Annotated in this window: 19 protein-coding genes and 1 pseudogene; all 20 read left to right on the forward strand. The window is 59.4% G+C overall.

Annotation, left to right across the window (positions count from 1 at the left end; genetic code table 11):
* Positions 1 to 6 precede the first annotated feature (6 nt).
* The 20 genes and pseudogenes from INT84_RS15045 to INT84_RS15140 all read left to right on the forward strand — a co-directional run bounded on the left by INT84_RS15045 (position 7) and on the right by INT84_RS15140 (position 18,561).
* Positions 7 to 588, forward strand: coding sequence for a hypothetical protein (locus tag INT84_RS15045; RefSeq protein WP_194207433.1), 582 nt, complete (start codon positions 7 to 9; stop codon positions 586 to 588).
* Positions 585 to 1,934 carry an AMP-binding protein gene (locus INT84_RS15050; RefSeq protein ID WP_194207434.1) on the forward strand — a complete coding sequence of 450 codons (1,350 nt, stop codon included), beginning with the start codon at positions 585 to 587 and terminating at the stop codon, positions 1,932 to 1,934. Before INT84_RS15045 ends, INT84_RS15050 begins: the two co-directional genes overlap by 4 nt.
* Positions 1,921 to 2,274, forward strand: coding sequence for a beta-hydroxyacyl-ACP dehydratase (locus tag INT84_RS15055; RefSeq protein ID WP_194207435.1), 354 nt, complete (start codon positions 1,921 to 1,923; stop codon positions 2,272 to 2,274). Before INT84_RS15050 ends, INT84_RS15055 begins: the two co-directional genes overlap by 14 nt.
* Positions 2,265 to 3,956: pseudogene (locus INT84_RS15060) on the forward strand (glycosyltransferase). Before INT84_RS15055 ends, INT84_RS15060 begins: the two are co-directional and overlap by 10 nt.
* 3 nt (positions 3,957 to 3,959) lie before the next feature.
* Positions 3,960 to 4,382 carry a thioesterase family protein gene (locus INT84_RS15065; protein WP_194207436.1) on the forward strand — a complete coding sequence of 141 codons (423 nt, stop codon included), beginning with the start codon at positions 3,960 to 3,962 and terminating at the stop codon, positions 4,380 to 4,382.
* Positions 4,379 to 4,984: an outer membrane lipoprotein carrier protein LolA gene (locus tag INT84_RS15070; protein ID WP_194207437.1), complete on the forward strand. Its 606-nt coding sequence runs from the start codon at positions 4,379 to 4,381 to the stop codon at positions 4,982 to 4,984. Before INT84_RS15065 ends, INT84_RS15070 begins: the two co-directional genes overlap by 4 nt.
* Positions 4,953 to 7,271, forward strand: a complete 2,319-nt coding sequence (locus tag INT84_RS15075; protein ID WP_194207438.1) for an MMPL family transporter — start codon at positions 4,953 to 4,955, stop codon at positions 7,269 to 7,271. The genes INT84_RS15070 and INT84_RS15075 overlap by 32 nt, the downstream gene beginning before the upstream one ends.
* The gene (locus INT84_RS15080; RefSeq protein WP_194207439.1) at positions 7,268 to 7,852 is read left to right on the forward strand and encodes a DUF3261 domain-containing protein; all 585 of its coding nucleotides are present in this window, start codon (positions 7,268 to 7,270) and stop codon (positions 7,850 to 7,852) included. The genes INT84_RS15075 and INT84_RS15080 overlap by 4 nt, the downstream gene beginning before the upstream one ends.
* A gap of 1 nt (position 7,853) precedes the next feature.
* Entirely contained in the window at positions 7,854 to 9,023 is a 1,170-nt protein-coding gene (locus tag INT84_RS15085; protein WP_194207440.1) for a beta-ketoacyl-[acyl-carrier-protein] synthase family protein, read from the forward strand.
* A complete protein-coding gene (locus tag INT84_RS15090) occupies positions 9,020 to 9,496 on the forward strand; it encodes a 3-hydroxy-fatty acyl-ACP dehydratase (protein WP_194207441.1) in 477 nt (158 codons plus the stop codon). The genes INT84_RS15085 and INT84_RS15090 overlap by 4 nt, the downstream gene beginning before the upstream one ends.
* Positions 9,493 to 10,224, forward strand: coding sequence for a 3-ketoacyl-ACP reductase FabG2 (locus tag INT84_RS15095; protein WP_194207442.1), 732 nt, complete (start codon positions 9,493 to 9,495; stop codon positions 10,222 to 10,224). Before INT84_RS15090 ends, INT84_RS15095 begins: the two co-directional genes overlap by 4 nt.
* Positions 10,221 to 11,450, forward strand: coding sequence for a beta-ketoacyl-ACP synthase (locus INT84_RS15100; RefSeq protein ID WP_194207443.1), 1,230 nt, complete (start codon positions 10,221 to 10,223; stop codon positions 11,448 to 11,450). The genes INT84_RS15095 and INT84_RS15100 overlap by 4 nt, the downstream gene beginning before the upstream one ends.
* Before the next feature lies 1 nt (position 11,451).
* The gene (gene acpT, locus INT84_RS15105; RefSeq protein WP_194207444.1) at positions 11,452 to 12,027 is read left to right on the forward strand and encodes a 4'-phosphopantetheinyl transferase AcpT; all 576 of its coding nucleotides are present in this window, start codon (positions 11,452 to 11,454) and stop codon (positions 12,025 to 12,027) included.
* A gap of 218 nt (positions 12,028 to 12,245) precedes the next feature.
* Positions 12,246 to 13,817: a nickel ABC transporter substrate-binding protein gene (gene nikA / locus INT84_RS15110; protein WP_194207445.1), complete on the forward strand. Its 1,572-nt coding sequence runs from the start codon at positions 12,246 to 12,248 to the stop codon at positions 13,815 to 13,817.
* Positions 13,817 to 14,761, forward strand: coding sequence for a nickel ABC transporter permease subunit NikB (gene nikB, locus INT84_RS15115; RefSeq protein ID WP_194207446.1), 945 nt, complete (start codon positions 13,817 to 13,819; stop codon positions 14,759 to 14,761). Before nikA ends, nikB begins: the two co-directional genes overlap by 1 nt.
* A complete protein-coding gene (gene nikC / locus INT84_RS15120; RefSeq protein ID WP_194207447.1) occupies positions 14,758 to 15,591 on the forward strand; it encodes a nickel ABC transporter permease subunit NikC in 834 nt (277 codons plus the stop codon). Before nikB ends, nikC begins: the two co-directional genes overlap by 4 nt.
* Positions 15,591 to 16,355, forward strand: coding sequence for a nickel import ATP-binding protein NikD (gene nikD, locus INT84_RS15125; protein WP_194207448.1), 765 nt, complete (start codon positions 15,591 to 15,593; stop codon positions 16,353 to 16,355). The genes nikC and nikD overlap by 1 nt, the downstream gene beginning before the upstream one ends.
* Positions 16,352 to 17,128, forward strand: a complete 777-nt coding sequence (gene nikE, locus INT84_RS15130) for a nickel import ATP-binding protein NikE (RefSeq protein ID WP_194207449.1) — start codon at positions 16,352 to 16,354, stop codon at positions 17,126 to 17,128. The genes nikD and nikE overlap by 4 nt, the downstream gene beginning before the upstream one ends.
* A gap of 12 nt (positions 17,129 to 17,140) precedes the next feature.
* Positions 17,141 to 17,539: a nickel-responsive transcriptional regulator NikR gene (gene nikR, locus INT84_RS15135; RefSeq protein ID WP_176919465.1), complete on the forward strand. Its 399-nt coding sequence runs from the start codon at positions 17,141 to 17,143 to the stop codon at positions 17,537 to 17,539.
* Positions 17,540 to 17,766: 227 nt separating this feature from the next.
* The gene (locus INT84_RS15140) at positions 17,767 to 18,561 is read left to right on the forward strand and encodes an SDR family NAD(P)-dependent oxidoreductase (protein WP_194207450.1); all 795 of its coding nucleotides are present in this window, start codon (positions 17,767 to 17,769) and stop codon (positions 18,559 to 18,561) included.
* Positions 18,562 to 18,711 lie beyond the last annotated feature (150 nt).

Genomic DNA, 18,711 nt, shown 5'->3' on the forward strand with positions numbered 1-18,711 from the left:
TTCAACGTGTCGGGCGCACGTTCACTACCGGTCGTACCATTGTTGACGGGGTTATTGCTACTGGCCTGGCCATTTTTAATCTGGTTTGGTCTCGCGCATAACAGCCTGCGCTGGTTGTTGCCGCTGATGGCGCTACTGCTGTTTTTGCGCTTTCATCAGAGCCGGGGGCAGGCGGGACCACTGCGCGTCGTCACTCAGGTGGTGGCGGCGGCGGGCATCACGCTGTGCATTGCCAGTTATCTGCTCAAAACGCACCAGCTGCTGCTGTTTTACCCGGTAGTGGTTAACAGCGTCATGCTCGCGGTTTTTGGCGGTTCGCTGTGGTCAACAATGCCGATTATTGAGCGTCTGGCACGCCTGCGCGAACGTGAACTTCCGGAGACGGCGGTGCGTTATACCCGTCGCGTGACGCAAATATGGTGTGCCTTTTTCATCATCAACGGTGGCATTGCGCTTTTTACCGCCCTGTATGGCGATATGCCCCTGTGGACGCTCTGGAACGGGATGATCTCCTATCTTCTGATGGGAACGTTGATGGCTGGCGAGTGGTTAGTGCGCCGACAGGTGATAAAACGAGATACCCAATGAAGCAGACCCTCACCCTTGCCCAGTGGCTCAGCGCCCCACGTCCGGCCGAAATGCCGATCGCCTGGCAGGAGGAGCACATCTGGACGCTCGGGCATTTGCGCCATGATGTTGCCTGTCTGATCGCGCACCTGCAACAGCAGGAGGGCGACCGTTGGGCGCTGTGCTTTGAAAACAGCTACCTGTTTATCGTCGCACTGCTGGCAACGCTGCATGCGGGTAAAACGCCGGTGATCCCCGGCCACTGCCGCGTGTCATTACTCAACGAGCAGTCTGCGCTGTTCGACGGCGTACTGAGCGACAACACGCTGAGCTGGCAGGGGCCGCTGCGGGTGGTCAGTTCCACAATGGCGATCGCCACGCACGATATCCCGTTCCCGGCGATACGTGATGACGCCTTTGTCGAACTGTTTACGTCCGGCTCTACCGGGAAGCCGAAGCGGGTCATCAAACCGATCGATTGCCTCGATAGCGAAGCCGCGCTGCTGGCGACGCGCTTTGCCGACCGTCTGGCAGGCTGCCGGATAGTGGCCTCGGTGGTCCCCCAGCATCTGTATGGCCTGACGTTTCGTATTTTCCTGCCGATGGCCTTAGGTTTGCCACTCCACGCGGCGATGCTGTGGTACGCCGAACAGCTGGCGGCCCTGAGTCATGAGCACCGGTATGCGTTTATCAGCAGTCCGGCGTTTCTCAAACGCCTCGACCACCAGCTCACTCCGCCGCCGGTCAGGATGATTCTGTCTGCGGGCGGTGTATTACCCTGGCAGGTCGTTACGCATGCCGCCGACTGGCTGAACATCTGGCCGGATGAAATCTACGGCAGTACCGAAACCGGCGTCATCGCCTGGCGCTATCGTCAGCAGGAAGAGACCACATGGCAGCCCTTCCCCGACGTCAGTTTCCGTCAGGAAGAACACGCCTTTCGCGTATTTTCGCCGCTAATCGCGGACGTTGAGGGCCTGGTGCTCGACGATATTCTGCAATTTGCAGAAAACGGCCGCTTCCACCTGACAGGACGCCGGGGTCGGGTCGTCAAAATTGAGGAGAATCGCATTTCGCTGAGCGAAGTGGAGCAACGGCTGCTGGAACTGGACGGTATCCTTGATGCGGCAGTATTACCGGTTAACCGCGGCAATCGTCAAAGCGTGGGCGCATTGCTGGTACTGGATGACGATATGCGCAAGCGCTGGGGTAAAAATCAGGAGATGGCGTGGCGAAAAGCGCTACGTCCGTTGCTGGAGCCGGTCGCCATTCCCCGCCACTGGCGCGTGATTGACGAGATCCCGGTCAACAGTATGAACAAGCGTGTCTATGCGCAATTACAGGAGTTGTTTCATGAAGCCCCATGAAATTGAGCGCCATCAGGCACAGCGTCATCAGGCTGAGATCGTTTTGTATCTTGACCCTTCTCTGTTCTGGTTTCGCGGGCATTTTGCCGTACAGCCGCTGCTGCCCGGCGTCGCGCAGATGGACTGGGTGATGCACTACGCCACCACCCTGCTCGCCCCCGGCTGGCGTTTTCACAGCATTCAGAACGTGAAGTTCCAGTCGCCGTTACTGCCGGAGACGACCGTCACGCTCACCCTGAACTGGCAGGAAGCGCGCCAGATGCTCACGTTTAGCTATCAGCGCCACGACGGTGAAGCGCGGCATACCGCCAGCAGCGGGAAGATTCGGTTATGCCGATAACCTTTTCCCCCTGCGTGCTGATCCCCTGTTATAACCACGGCGCGATGATGTCGCGCGTGCTGGCACGCCTTCAGCCGTTTGGTCTGCCCTGCATTGTGGTGGACGATGGCAGCGACACCGCCACACGGCAAGAACTGGATCGACTGGCGGCGGAAACCGCAAATCTGACCCTGATTCGTCTGTCAGCAAATGCCGGAAAAGGCGCGGCGGTGATCTGCGGTATGCAGGCGGCGGCAGAGGCCGGGTTCAGCCACGCCGTGCAGGTGGACGCCGACGGCCAGCACGCCATTGAAGATATTCCGCAGCTTCTCGCGCTGGCGCAAGAACACCCAACCGCGCTGATTTCCGGACAGCCGATTTACGATGACTCCATCCCCCGCTCGCGCCTGTACGGGCGCTGGGTGACCCACGTCTGGGTATGGATTGAAACCCTCTCGCTACAGCTGAAAGACAGCATGTGCGGATTCCGGGTTTATCCCGTTGGGCCGACGCTGCAACTGGCGCAGCGCGTCACGCTCGGCAAGCGGATGGATTTCGACACCGAAGTGATGGTGCGTCTCTGGTGGCAGGGCAATACCAGCTATTTTGTCCCGACCCGGGTGACCTACCCGCTGGACGGGCTGTCCCACTTCGACGCGCTCAAAGACAACCTGCGCATTTCACGAATGCACGCGCGACTCTTTTTCGGCATGCTGCCGCGCATCCCGTCGCTGCTGTTTCGCCGCTCCTCGCCACACTGGGCACGTCAGCAGGAGGTCAAAGGGCTGTGGGGAATGCGCCTGATGTTGCTGGTATGGCGCTTACTGGGGCGCAGGGCGTTCTCGCTGCTGCTGTACCCGGTGGTGGGCGCATACTGGCTAACGGCAACCACGGCGCGCCATGCTTCGCAAAACTGGATAACCCGCGTTCGTGAACAGTTGGCCGTGCGCCAGATGCCGGTGCCATCAAGGCTCACCAGCTATCAACACTTCCTGCGCTTCGGGAATGCGATGTTCAATAAAATCGCCAGCTGGCGCGGCGAAGTACAGTTTGGCCGCGACGTGGTGTTTGCCGCCGGTGCCGAGGAGGCGCTTAACGTCAGCGATCCGCGAGGAAAACTCCTGCTGGCCTCGCATCTGGGCGATATTGAAGCCTGCCGCGCGCTGGCGCAATTGCAGGGCAGTAAAATCATTAACGCACTGGTATTCAGCGATAACGCCCGGCGCTTTCAGCAAATCATGCAGGAGATGGCCCCGCAGGCCGGGCTCAATCTGATCCCGGTCACTGACATTGGTCCGGAGACCGCCATCCTGCTCAAAGAAAAACTGGAGCGCGGCGAATGGATTGCCATTGTTGGCGATCGCATTGCGGTAAACCCGCAGCGCGGCGGCGAATGGCGGGTCTGCTGAAGCCGTTTTATGGGGCAAGCCGCCCCGTTCCCTCAGGGTCCGTTTATTCTCGCCTCCATTTTACGCTGCCCGGTGGCGCTCATTTTTGCCTTACACCAGCAGGAGAAGCTACGCATTCACTGCGAGCCGTTCGCCGATCCGCTGTTATTGCCGCGTGCCGAACGTCAGGACGCCTTACAGAAAACCATCGACCGCTACGCCGAACGCCTTGAGCACTACGCGCTACAGTCACCGCTCGACTGGTTTAACTTTTTCGATTTCTGGCACCTGCCGGATACCAAAAACAAGGAGTAAAGGGTGCTTAACGATCCCCGTTTTACTGCTGAAGTAGAGCTGACCATTCCGTTTCATGATGTCGATATGATGGGCGTGGCGTGGCACGGCAACTATTTCCGCTACTTCGAAATTGCCCGTGAGGCACTGCTTAACCAGTTCGACTACGGCTATCGCCAGATGAAAGCCTCCGGCTATGTGTGGCCGGTGGTCGATACTCGCGTGAAATACCGCAATGCATTGACCTTTGAACAACGTATTCGTGTTCGCGCCCGCATCGAGGAGTTTGAAAACCGCCTGCGCATCGGCTACGAAATTTTTGATGCCGAAAGCGGCAAACGCGCCACTACCGGTTACACCATCCAGGTTGCAGTGGAAGAGAAGAGTCGCGAGATGTGCTTCATCTGCCCGGATATCCTGTTCGAACGTATGGGAGTCACACCATGAGATTCTTACCGCTACTGGCGCTGCTCATCACGCCTTTCGTCAGCGCCCTGACGCTTGATGACCTGCAACAGCGTTTTACCGAACAGCCGGTGGTTCGGGCGCATTTCGATCAAACCCGCACCATTAAGGATCTGCCGCAGCCGCTGCGTTCTCAGGGTAATATGCTGATCGCCCGCGATCGGGGTCTGTTGTGGGATCAAACCACCCCCTTCCCGATGCAGCTTTTGCTGGATGATAAGCGGATGGTACAGGTGATTAACGGTCAGCCGCCGCAGACCATTACCGCCGAAAACAACCCGCAGATGTTCCAGTTTAACCACCTGCTGCGCGCGCTGTTCCAGGCCGATCGTAACGTGCTGGAAGAGAATTTCCGCGTGGCGTTTGCCGATCAGGGCGAAGGCCGCTGGACGCTGCGTCTCACACCGATCACAACGCCGCTGGATAAGATTTTTGCCAGCATTGATCTCGCCGGAAAGACCTACCTTGAGAGCATCCAGCTCAACGATAAACAGGGCGATCGTACCGATATCACGCTTTCCCAACATCAACTGACGCCAGCGCAACTGACCGATGACGAACGCCAACGCTTTGCCGCCCAGTAAACGCCCTGCGCTGTTATGGGGAGTGGTCTGCCTGATACTGCTGGGCGTTTTGCTGGCGCTGCTGCCTCAGGCCAGTCTCAACAGCAGCGTACTGGCGATGCTGCCAAAGCAGACGCTGGGGGCCATCCCGCCGGGCCTGAACGACGGTTTTATGCAACGCCTTGACCGTCAGCTGGTCTGGCTGGTCAGTCCCGGTAAAAAGGCTGACCCACAGGCCGCCCGCGACTGGCTGGCGCTATTACAAAAATCGCATGCTTTGGCAGAGGTAAAAGGCCCGATGGACGCCGACAGCCAGCAGGCATGGGGAGCGTTCTTCTGGCAACACCGCAATGGCCTGATCGATAGCGACACCCGCGCGCGCCTGCAAAACGGCGGCGAGGCGCAGGCGCAATGGATCCTCTCTCAGCTCTATTCGGCCTTCTCCGGCGTCAGCGGCAAAGAACTGCAAAACGATCCGCTGATGCTGATGCGCGGCTCCCAGCTGGCAATGGCCAAAAACGGGCAACGCCTGCGGCTGATGGACGGCTGGCTGGTGACTCAGGATGAACAGGGCAACTACTGGTATCTGCTGCACGGCGAACTGGCCGGTTCGTCGTTCGATATGCAGCAAACGCATAAACTGGTGACGACCCTCGGCACGCTTGAGAGCGAGCTGAAGGCACGTTATCCGCAGGCGCAGCTATTATCGCGCGGGACCATGTTCTACAGCGATTACGCCAGTCAGCAGGCGAAGCAGGATGTCTCTACCCTCGGCGTGGCAACAGTTATTGGCGTGCTCCTGCTGATTATCGCCGTCTTCCGCTCGCTGCGCCCGCTGCTGCTGTGCCTGCTGTCCATCGCCACTGGCGCGCTGGCGGGCACCGTTGTCACGCTGCTGCTTTTTGGCGAGCTGCATCTGATGACGCTGGTGATGAGCATGAGCGTCATCGGGATTTCCGCTGACTATACGCTCTACTATCTGACCGAGCGGATGGTGCACGGCGCAGAAAGCTCTCCCTGGCAAAGCCTCGCCAAAGTACGTAATGCCCTGCTACTGGCGCTCTTCACCACCGTGGCGGCGTACCTGATTATGATGCTCGCCCCCTTCCCCGGCATTCGTCAAATGGCGGTGTTCGCGGCGGTTGGCCTGAGTGCCTCCTGTCTGACGGTGATTTTCTGGCATCCGTGGCTCTGCCGCGGGCAGCCCGTGCGCCCGGTTCCGGCAATGGTGCTGATGCTGCGCTGGCTGGCTGCCTGGCGACGCAATAAAAAACTCGCTATCGGTCTGCCGGTTGCGCTGGCACTCTTCTCGCTGGCAGGGATCTCAACGCTGCGCGTGGATGATGATATCTCGCAGCTACAGGCGCTACCGCAGCCTATCCTGGCGCAGGAAAAAGCGATTACCGCGCTCACCGGGCAAAGCGTCGATCAGAAGTGGTTTGTGGTTTACGGGACGTCCGCGCAGCAGACGCTGGAACGGCTGGAAGCCTTTGCTCCCGCGCTGGAGCAGGCTAAAGCGGCAGGGTGGCTCGGCGGCTATCGTACCCTTCCGCTAAATTCCCTCGCCCGGCAGCAGGAGGATCTCAGCCTGCTGAAAAACGCCGCGCCCGCCGTGAGCAAAGCCCTGAACAACGCCGGACTGGCGACAGTCAACCCCGATCTTAACGCCATGCCGGTGACGGTCGATAACTGGCTTGCCAGCCCGGCGAGCGAAGGCTGGCGGCTACTGTGGCTGACGCTGGAAAATGGCGAAAGCGGCGTGCTGGTCCCGGTTGAGGGCGTGAAAAATAGCGCGGCGCTGAAGGCGCTGAGCACAAGATATACCGGCATCGCGTGGGTGGATCGTAAAAGCACTTTTGACGAACTGTTCGCGCATTATCGCCACATATTAACCGGCCTGCTGTGCGTTGCGCTGGCGGTGATTGCCTGCGGCGCGGTAGCTCGCCTTGGCTGGCGGAAGGGTCTAATCAGCCTGGTGCCTTCCGTAGTATCGCTGGGCTGCGGCCTGGCGGTACTGTCACTCAACGGCCATGCGGTGAACCTGTTTTCGCTGCTGGCGCTGGTGCTGGTACTCGGGATCGGCATTAACTACACGCTGTTTTTCAGTAATCCGCGCGGCACGCCGCTGACCTCGCTGCTGGCGATTACGCTGGCAATGTTGACCACGCTGCTGACGCTCGGCATGCTGGTCTTTAGCGCTACCCAGGCTATCAGCAGCTTTGGCATTGTGCTGGTGAGCGGCATTTTCACCGCGTTCCTGCTTTCACCACTGGCGATGCCGACGAAAAAAGAGAAAAAAAGAAGATGATTAAACCGACACTCTGGCGTACCGCCGCGCTGGTCGCCACGCTGATTCTGGCCGGGTGCAGCCACTCACAGCAGGAACAGGAAGGCCGACCACAGGCGTGGCTGGAGCCGGGCACCCGCGTCACGCTGCCAGCACCCGGCATCTCTCCGGCGGTCAGCTCACAGCAGCTACTTACCGGTAGCTTTAACGGTAAAACCCAGTCGCTGCTGGTAATGCTCAATGCCGATGATAAAAAACTCACGCTGGCAGGACTGTCGTCCGTCGGCATTCGCCTGTTCCTCGTGACCTACGATGAAAAAGGGCTGCATAGCGAACAATCGATCGTGGTACCGCAGTTACCGCCCGCCAGTCAGGTACTGGCCGACGTAATGCTCAGCTACTGGCCGATTCGCGCCTGGGAGCCGCAGTTGCCAAAAGGCTGGACGTTAACCGACAGTGGCGACAAGCGCGAGCTACATAACGCCAGCGGTGAATTGGTGACGGAAATCACCTATCTGAACCGCAAAGGCCAACGCGAGCCGATCAGCATCGAACAGCACGTCTTTAAATACCACATCACCATTCAATATCTGGGTGACTGAGATGATCTACATTTCTGCGGCTGGCATGATTAACGCGCTGGGTAACGATAACAATGAAATCGCCGCCAATCTGGTACGCGGTACAGCGCCCGGTATGCGCTCTCGCTCAGGCTGGCTACAGGGGCATCCGCATGTGGTATTAGCCGGCGTAGACGGCGAGCTGCCGGATATTCCCGATGGGTTCAGCGCCCATCGCTCGCGCAATAATCAGCTGCTGCTGGCGGTACTCGAACAGATTCAGCCGCAGGTCAATGAGGCCATCGCGCAGTTCGGAAACGACCGGGTTGCGGTGGTACTCGGCACCAGTACATCCGGACTGAATGAAGGTGATGCCCACGTCAATCTGAGGCTTAACGGGCAGGAAAGCACCGCCTGGCAATATCCGCAGCAGGAGCTGGGCGACCCGGCGCGCTTTCTCAGCCACTGGCTGTCGCTGGACGGCCCGGCGTTCACGCTTTCAACCGCCTGCTCCTCCAGCGCCCGCGCCATCATTAGCGGACGCCGCCTGATCGAAGCCGGACTCGCAGATGTGGCGATTGTCGGCGGTGCGGACACCCTGAGCCGGATGCCCGTTAACGGCTTTCGCAGCCTGGAATCGCTGTCCCTGACGCGGTGTCAGCCGTTCGGTCGCGACCGCTGCGGGATCACTATTGGCGAAGGCGCGGCGCTGATGTTACTGACCCGCGAACCACGGCCCATCGCCCTGCTGGGCGTCGGCGAGTCGAGCGATGCGTACCATATTTCGGCCCCGCATCCGCAAGGTGAAGGGGCGATTCGCGCGATCCGCCAGGCGCTGAACGACGCGAACCTCGCGCCGGAGCAGGTGGGCTATATCAACCTCCACGGCACCGCCACGACGCTTAACGACCAGATTGAGTCCAGAGTGGTAAACGAACTGTTTGGCGAAACCGTGCCATGCAGCTCCACCAAGCACCTGACCGGGCACACGCTGGGCGCGGCGGGCATTACCGAAGCGGCCATCAGTATGCTGATTTTGCAACGCGACCTGCCGCTGCCGCCGCAGGATTTCAGCCAGTCGCCGCGCGATGAAACGCTGCCGCCCTGCGGCATCATCGGGCAGCCGCAGCCGCTTGAGCGCCCGGTTATCCTGTCGAATTCGTTCGCTTTTGGCGGCAATAACGCCAGCATTCTGCTCGGGAGGATCTCATGAGCCGTTATTTATCGCCCGGCGACTATCTGCCGCACGATGCGCCAATGCTGCTGCTCGACGAGGTTATCAGTGTGAGCGAGGAAACGGCGATTTGCCGCGTGGCCGTCGCCCGCGACGGCGCACTGGGGCCGTTTCTTGATCCACAGGGCAATATCCCCGGCTGGTTCGCCCTGGAACTGATGGCACAAACCGTTGGCGTCTGGTCAGGCTGGCATCGTCATCAACAAGGTCAGGACTGTATCTCGCTAGGCATGGTACTCGGCGCTCGTGAGCTGGTCTGCGCGGCGGGGATCCTGCCCGCCGGATTAACGCTGGATATCACCGTCACGCTACTGATGCAGGACGCGCGCTTCGGCAGCTTTGAATGCGCGATCGCCGCTGGCGAAGAGACGCTGGCTACTGGCCGGGTTAACACCTTCCAGCCAACATCTGAAGAACTTCATTCTCTATTTCAACAAGGAGCGTCCGCATGAGTCGTTCAGTTCTGGTTACCGGTGCCAGCAAGGGCATCGGTCGCGCCATCGCCCGCCAGCTGGCGGCGGACGGCTTTACGGTCGGCGTCCACTATCATCGCGATGCGCAGGGAGCGCAGGAGACGCTGGATGCCATTCTCGCCGCTGGCGGTACCGGCCGTCTGCTGACGTTTGACGTCGCCAACCGCGAGCAGTGCCGCGAGGTGCTGGAGCAGGATATTGAAGCGCATGGCGCATGGTATGGCGTGGTCAGCAACGCCGGAATAACCCGCGACGCGGCGTTTCCGGCACTGAGCGACAACGACTGGGATGCGGTGATCCACACCAATCTCGACAGCTTTTACAACGTGATCCAACCATGCATCATGCCGATGATTAGCGCGCGCCAGGGTGGTCGCATCATCACCCTCTCCTCGGTTTCCGGCGTAATGGGCAACCGTGGACAGGTTAACTACAGCGCTGCCAAAGCAGGGATTATCGGGGCGACGAAAGCGCTGGCGATTGAGCTGGCAAAGCGCAAAATTACCGTCAACTGTATTGCGCCGGGGCTTATCGACACCGGGATGATCGAAATGGAAGAGGCCGCGCTGAAAGAGGCGATGTCTATGATCCCCATGAAGCGCATGGGTCAGGCGGACGAAGTGGCCGGGCTTGCCAGCTATTTAATGTCGGATGTGGCGGGTTATGTGACCCGTCAGGTGATTTCCATCAATGGAGGGATGCTATGACACGTCGTGTGGTCATTACAGGCATGGGCGGCGTCACCGCCTTTGGAGAAAACTGGCAGGATGTCTCCGCCAGGCTGCTGGCCTATGAAAATGCAGTGCGCAAAATGCCGGAGTGGCAGGTATATGACGGGCTGCATACGCTGCTGGGCGCGCCGATCGACGATTTCACCCTTCCGGAGCACTATACCCGCAAACGTATTCGCTCAATGGGCCGCGTATCGCTGATGTCCACCCGCGCGACCGAACTGGCGCTGGAGCAGGCCGGGCTGCCTGGCGATCCGGTGCTGACTAACGGCGAAACCGGCATCGCCTACGGCTCATCAACCGGTAGCACCGGTCCGGTAAGCGAATTCGCTACCATGCTGACCGAAAAGCACACCAACAATATTACCGGCACCACCTACGTACAGATGATGCCGCACACCACCGCCGTCAACACCGGGCTGTTTTTCGGCCTGCGCGGGCGCGTTATCCCGACCTCCAGCGCCTGCACCTCCGGCAGCCAGGCAATTGGCTACGCATGGGAAGCTATTCGTCACGGTTATCAGACGGTGATGGTGGCAGGTGGCGCGGAGGAACTATGCCCGTCGGAAGCGGCGGTGTTTGATACGCTGTTCGCCACCAGCCAGCGCAATGATGAACCAAAAACTACCCCTTCGCCGTTCGATGAAAAACGCGACGGCCTGGTGATTGGCGAAGGTGCCGGCACCCTGATTCTGGAAGAGCTGGAGCATGCCAAAGCGCGCGGCGCGACGATCTACGGCGAGATTATTGGTTTTGCCACCAACTGCGACGCAGCGCATATTACCCAGCCGCAGCGCGAAACGATGCAGATTTGCATGGAACAGTCGCTGAAAATGGCGGGCCTGAGCGCCCGGGACATTGGCTATATTTCTGCCCACGGCACGGCGACCGACCGCGGCGATATTGCGGAAAGTCTGGCAACGGCGGCCATTTACGGCGACAGCGTACCGATCTCTTCGCTGAAAAGTTATTTTGGTCATACCCTGGGTGCCTGCGGTGCGCTGGAGGCCTGGATGAGTCTGCAAATGATGCGCGAAGGCTGGTTTGCGCCAACGCTGAATCTGCATCAGCCGGATGCCAACTGCGGCGCGCTGGATTACATCATGGGTGAAGCCCGCAAAATTGACTGTGAGTTCCTGCAAAGCAATAACTTTGCCTTCGGCGGTATTAACACCTCCATCATCATTCAACGCTGGCCCTGAGATGTACCGGCTCGTGCTGGGGAGCGTATCAACATTAAGCGCGGACAAGCTGCCGTCCGCGTTAATCGAGCGTGCGCCACAGGGCGCGCGACGGGCACGCTGGCTGGCCGGGCGCGCCCTGCTTTCCCGCGCCCTTTCGCCGCTGCCGGAAATTATCTACGGTGAACAGGGTAAACCCGCCTTCACGGCGGATACGCCGCTGTGGTTCAATCTGAGCCACAGCGGTGATGACATCGCCCTGCTGCTGAGCGACGAAGGGGAAGTCGGTTGCGATATCGAGGTGGTACGTCCGCGTAACAACTGGCGTATGCTGGCGAATGCGCTCTTCAGCCCCGGCGAACTGGCTGAGGTTGAGACCGAACGGCCGGAGCAACAGCTGGCAGCCTTCTGGCGAATATGGACCCGCAAAGAGGCTATTATCAAACAGCGCGGCGGCAGCGCCTGGCAAATCGTCAGCACAGACAGCACACTGAACTCTGCGCTATCCATCAGCCACTGCCAGCTTGGTGCTCTGAGCCTGGCCGTCTGCACCCCGACGCCGTTTATTCTGTCCGCTGACGCCGTGCAGCGTCTGTAAAATCCGGATGGAAACCATCAACAGCGGCGGCAAACTGGCGATCCTGCCGGGGCCGAAAAGCCGGTTGCCGGGATAAGTTTTTATTTTCCACCCGGCGCTACGCATAGCACTTTCTTATCGTTACCGGGCATACCTTGATTCAGAACAACGTAAAAGTATGATGAATCCCTAAAATCATCATACTTTAATCGATTCTCTCATCATTTGAGGCAATAACGTTGTCCAGATTACGCTACGTGCTGCTGGCGGTGCTTGCCTGCGCGCCGCTGCTCACGCGCGCCGCAGCGCCAGACGACATCACCACCGCCTGGCCGGTTAACGTGGGTCCACTTAATCCACATCTTTATACCCCCAACCAGATGTTCGCTCAGAGCATGGTTTATGAGCCGCTGGTAAAATACCAGGCCGATGGCTCGGTGAAGCCATGGCTGGCGAAAAGCTGGAGCCACTCGGCGGACGGTAAAACCTGGACCTTTATCCTCCGCGATGACGTGACATTTTCCAACGGCGAAGTATTTGACGCGCAGGCTGCGGCAGAGAACTTCCGCGCGGTGCTGGATAACCGCCAGCGTCACGCCTGGCTGGAGCTGACTAACCAAATCACCGGCGTCAAAGCGCTCGATAAAACCACCCTGCAAATCACCCTTAAAGATGCCTATTACCCTTTCCTGCAAGAGCTGGCCCTGCCGCGCCCGTTCCGCTTTATCGCGCCGTCGCAGTTCAAAGACAATGAGACTATGCACGGCATAAAAGCCCCGATTGGCACCGGGCCGTGGGTGCTGAAAGAGTCGAAGCTGAATCAGTATGACGTGCTGGTGCGTAACGAGCATTACTGGGGTGAAAAGCCGAAGATTCAAAAGATTACCGTGAAGGTGATCCCCGACCCCACCACCCGGGCGGTCGCCTTTGAAACCGGCGATATCGATCTGCTGTACGGCAATGAAGGGCTGCTACCGCTCGATACCTTCGCGCGTTTTAGCCATGACCCGCATTATCACACGCAGCTTTCCGCGCCCGCCGAAACCGTGATGCTGGCGCTGAATTCCGCCAAAGCGCCCACCAATGAGCTGGCGGTGCGAGAAGCGCTGAATCACGCGGTGGATAAAAAATCGCTGATTGAGAATGCGCTGTACAACACCCAACAGGTGGCCGACACCTTATTCGCGCCCACCGTGCCCTACGCCAATATCGGCCTGAAACCGCGCCTCTACGATCCGCAGCAGGCCATTACGCTGCTGGAAAAAGCAGGCTGGACGCTGCCCGCCGGGCAGACTGTCCGTGAAAAGAACGGTCAGCCACTACACATCGAACTGGCTTACGTTGGCACCGACGCGCTGAGCAAATCGATGGCCGAGATTATCCAGGCCGATATGCGTAAAATCGGCGTGGATGTCGCGCTAATCGGCGAAGAAGAGAGCAGTATTTTCGCCCGCATGCGCGATGGCCGCTTCGGTATGATTTTCTCCCGCACCTGGGGCGCGCCGTACGATCCGCACGCCTTTATGAGTTCCATGCGCGTCCCCTCCCACGCGGATTACCAGGCACAACTCGGCCTGCCGGACAAAGCACAAATCGACAAAGAGATTGGTGACGTGCTTACGACCACCGATGAAACGCAGCGTAAGTCATTGTATCGCGACATCCTTACCCGTCTGCACAACGAGGCGGTGTATCTCCCCATCAGCTATATGTCGATGATGGTGGTGGCTAAGCCCGAACTTGGCGTCATTCCTTACGCACCGATTACCTCTGAAATTCCCTTTGAACAGATTACCCCGGTGGCTCCCTGATGTTGCGTTATGCTTTGCGGCGCATGCTGCTGCTGATCCCGATGATCTTCGCTGCCTCGGTGGTGATCTTTTTGATGCTGCGCCTGGGCACTGGCGATCCGGCGCTGGACTATTTGCGTTTATCGAACCTGCCGCCGACGCCGGAGATGGTGGCCTCCACGCGCGCGATGCTGGGGCTGGATCAGCCGCTTGTCGCGCAGTACGGCGACTGGCTGTGGAAGGCGCTGCATCTCGATTTCGGTATCTCGTTCGCGACGCAGCGTCCGGTGCTCAATGATGTACTGCATTTCCTGCCCGCCACGCTGCAACTGGCGGGGGCCGCGCTGGTACTGATTCTGCTGACCTCCGTACCACTGGGGATCTGGGCGGCGCGCCATCGCGATCGCCTGCCGGATTTTATCGTCCGGCTGATCGCCTTTCTCGGCGTGTCGATGCCCAATTTCTGGCTCGCCTTTCTGCTGGTGACGTTTTTCTCGGTGTATTTAAAATGGCTGCCCGCTATGGGCTACGGCGGCTGGCAGCATCTTATTCTGCCAGCGGTGTCGATTGCCTTTATGTCGCTGGCGATTAACGCCCGTCTGCTGCGCGCCAGTATGCTGGACGTCGCCGGGCAGCGGCATGTCACCTGGGCGCGGCTGCGCGGTCTGAGCGAGAAACACACCGAGCGTCATCACATCCTGCGCAACGCCTCGCTGCCGATGATCACCGCCGTCGGGATGCATATCGGCGAACTGATCGGCGGAACGATGATCATCGAGAATATCTTTGCCTGGCCGGGCGTCGGGCGCTATGCCGTCTCGGCGATTTTTAACCGCGACTACCCGGTCATTCAGTGCTTTACGCTGATGATGGTGGTGGTTTTTGTAGTCTGTAACCTGATTGTCGATCTGCTGAACGCCGCGCTGGACCCGCGTATTCGTCGCCATGAAGGAGCGCATTCGTGAACTTTTTTCTCTCTTCGCGCTGGTCGGTACGCCTGGCGCTCATCGTCATCCTTCTGCTGGCGGTAATCGCGCTCACCAGTCAGTGGTGGCTACCCTGGGATCCGCAGGCCATTGATCTGCCGTCGCGTCTGCTGGCACCGGATAGCCAGCACTGGCTCGGCACCGATCATCTGGGGCGGGATATCTTCTCTCGCCTGCTGGCGGCGACCCGGGTCTCGCTCGGTTCGGTGATAGCCTGTCTGCTGCTGGTACTGGCGCTGGGGCTGGTTGTCGGCGGCAGCGCCGGGCTGATCGGTGGCCGTATCGATCAGGTGACCATGCGCGTCGCCGATATTTTTATGACCTTTCCGACCTCGATCCTCTCCTTTTTCCTGGTGGGCGTGCTGGGGACCGGGCTGACCAACGTGATCATCGCCATCGCGCTGTCGCACTGGGCCTGGTATGCGCGCATGGTACGAACGTTAGTCATCTCCCTGCGCCAGCGTGAGTTTGTGCTGGCTGCACGGTTATCCGGCGCGGGGCATATGCGGGTGTTTATCGATCATCTGGCAGGCGCGGCGATACCGTCGCTGCTGGTGCTGGCGACGCTGGATATCGGCCATATGATGCTGCATGTCGCCGGGATGTCATTCCTCGGCCTCGGCGTGACCGCGCCGACACCGGAATGGGGCGTGATGATCAACGACGCGCGCCAGTATATCTGGACCCAGCCGCTGCAAATGGTCTGGCCGGGGCTGGCGCTGTTTATCAGCGTCATGGCTTTTAACCTGGTCGGTGACGCACTGCGCGATCACCTCGACCCCCATCTGGAAACGGAGCATGCCCACTGATGCCGCAATCCATCGAACTGCAAAATATTGCGCTTGAAGCGGACAAACCGCTGGTGCAGGGTGTGTCGCTGACCCTTAAACGCGGCCGCGTGCTGGCGCTGGTCGGCGGCAGCGGCAGCGGGAAATCCCTGACCTGTGCGGCGGCGTTGGGCGTACTGCCCGCGGGCGTGCGCCAGACGGCGGGAATGCTGCTGGCAGATGGCCACCCCGTCACCTGCGCTGCGCTGCGCGGGCTGAAGGTGGCGACCATTATGCAAAACCCGCGTAGCGCCTTTAACCCACTGCATACCATGGCGACGCACGCGCGCGAGACCTGCCTGGCGCTCGGCAAACCGGCGGATGACGCCACGCTTATTGACGCGCTGGAGGCCATCGGGCTGGAGAACGCGGAGCGTGTACTGCGGCTCTATCCGTTTGAGATGAGCGGCGGCATGCTACAGCGAATGATGATCGCGATGTCGGTGCTGGCCGACGCGCCGTTTATCATTGCCGACGAGCCGACCACCGATCTGGACGCCGTCGCCCAGGCGCGGATTCTGGATCTGCTGGACGCTATCATTCAGCGCCGCGCGCCGGGGATGCTGATCGTCACGCACGATATGGGCGTGGTGGCGCGACTGGCGGACGAGGTGGCGGTAATGGATCAGGGGCGGATTGTCGAACACAACAGCGTAGAGGCCATATTTCACGCTCCGCAGCATCCCGTCACGCGCGGCCTGCTGGCCGCACATCTGGCGCTTTATGGCATGGAGTTACCCGCATGACGCTGCTTTCCGTTTCCGGCCTGGGGCACCGCTACCCCCACCAGCCTGCGGTGCTACGCGATATTTCGCTAACGCTACAGGCAGGCGAAAGCGTGGCCCTGCTGGGCCGTAGCGGCTGTGGCAAAAGTACCCTGGCGCGGCTGCTGGTGGGGCTGGAGCGCCCGGAATCAGGCGATATCGTCTGGCGCGGCAAAACCCTGGCGCGCTTAGACCGGGCGTCCCGAAAGGCATTTCGCCGCGATATCCAGCTCGTGTTTCAGGATGCTATCAGCGCGGTGAACCCGCGCAAAACTGTCGGCGATATTATTGCCGAGCCGATGCGCCACCTGATGACGCTGGCGAAAAAAGAGCGGCGGGAGCGCATTGAGGAGATGCTTCGCGCTGTAGAACTGGATATTGATATCATAGACAAGCGGCCGTCTCAGTTGAGCGGCGGCCAGCTCCAGCGCGTTTGCCTGGCGCGCGCGCTGGTTGTCAGGCCCGCCCTGTTGATTCTGGATGAAGCGGTCTCAAGCCTGGACCTGGTATTACAGGCGGGCATCATCCAGCTTCTTAAGCGTTTACAGCAGCAGTTCGGCACTGCCTGCCTGTTCATTACTCACGATCTGCGTCTGGTCGAGCGTTTTTGCCAGCGAGTGATGGTGATGGATCGGGGGGAAATTATCGAAACCGCTCCCGTGCAATCCCCATTACAGTTACAGACGCCGGAAGGTCAGGCGCTACAGCAGGCGGTGCTTCCCGCCTTCCCCTCTGCGCGACGCACGCAACCCTAAGGACTCATCCCAATGCAACGAATCACCATTACGCTTGACGACGATCTTCTCGTTACGCTGGACGCGCTAAGCCAGCAGCGGGGCTACAACAACCGGTCAGAAGCGATTCGCGATATCCTGCGTAATACGCTGACGCATGAACACACTCAGCACGGCGGGCAGAACGGCTATGCGGTGTTGTCGTATGTTTATGAACATGAGAAGCGCGATCTCGCCAGCCGTATCGTCTCGGCGCAGCATCATCACCATGATTTATCTGTCTCCACGCTGCATGTGCATATTAATCATGACGACTGCCTGGAAGTCGCGGTACTGAAGGGCAATATGCATGAAATCCAGCATTTCGCCGACGATGTGATCGCCCAGCGCGGCGTGCGTCACGGGCATTTGCAGTGTCTGACGGAAGAGTGAGGCCGGTTATGCGTCTGCGATAACCGAGTGCACAAAACCGAAGTGTTTGTAGAACCTCTGGGCATCTTCGTTGATGGCTTTCACCCCAATTTGCTCCGCGATATTAATGACGCGGTTTATAGCATCAATAAGGTGCTTCAAACTTTGCTCCAGGCGTTCCTCAACCCCATTACCCTTCGCCTGCTACGCTTAATGATCCGAACATTCATCACAATCCGGAGCGAAGCATGAAAATCGATTTTATGGGAAAAGTGGCGCTGGTGACCGCCTCCACCGGGGGGATTGGCTTAGGGATCGCCAAAGGGCTGGCGGAAAGTGGCGCAGAAGTGATTATCAACGGGCGCAGCGAAAGCAGCGTGAATCAGGGCATCCAGCATCTTCAGCAGGCGGTGCCAGGCGCGCAGCTTCGCGCGGCGATTGCCGATCTCAGTACGCCGGAAGGCGTGCAGTCGCTACTTAAAGTGGCACCAGATGTCGATATTCTGGTTAATAATGCCGGGATTTTCGGGCCACAGGCTTTCTATTCCACTGATGACGATACCTGGGATAACTACTGGCAGACGAACGTGATGTCGGGCGTGCGCCTGTCGCGCGCGCTGCTGCCGGGCATGGTGCGCAAAGGCTGGGGACGCGTGGTGTTTATTTCATCAGAATCGGCACGCAATATTCCGGCTGATATGATCCACTACGGCGTAACCAAAACGGCACTGCTTTCCCTCTCGCGCGGGCTGGCGAAATTCGTCGCGGGCAGCGGGGTGACGGTGAACAGCGTCCTGCCGGGACCAACCTTATCCGATGGTTTTGCCGCCATGATGAAGGATGAAGTAGAGAAAACCGGCAAATCGCTGGAGACGGTAGCGAAAGAGTTCGTGATGCAAAACCGCCCCAGTTCGGTGATCCAGCGCGCCGCCACGGTCGAAGAGGTGGCGAATATGGTGGTTTATGTCTGTTCAGAGCAGGCTTCCGCCACGTCGGGCGCGGCGCTGCGCGTGGATGGCGGTGTGGTGGACGATATTGTTTGACGTGAGCCGCAGCCAGGGCTGATGAGCGCAACCATTCGGCCAGGCATGTACCTCATAATGCCTGGCGGCGCTGCGCTTGCACAGGCCTACAAATTACGTTAACCCTACACCAAAGGCAGAGTCAATCGGCAACCCAACACCGTAGGCCGG

This window comes from Superficieibacter sp. 1612_C1, from assembly GCF_015234305.1.
In the GTDB taxonomy this organism is placed as follows: domain Bacteria; phylum Pseudomonadota; class Gammaproteobacteria; order Enterobacterales; family Enterobacteriaceae; genus Superficieibacter.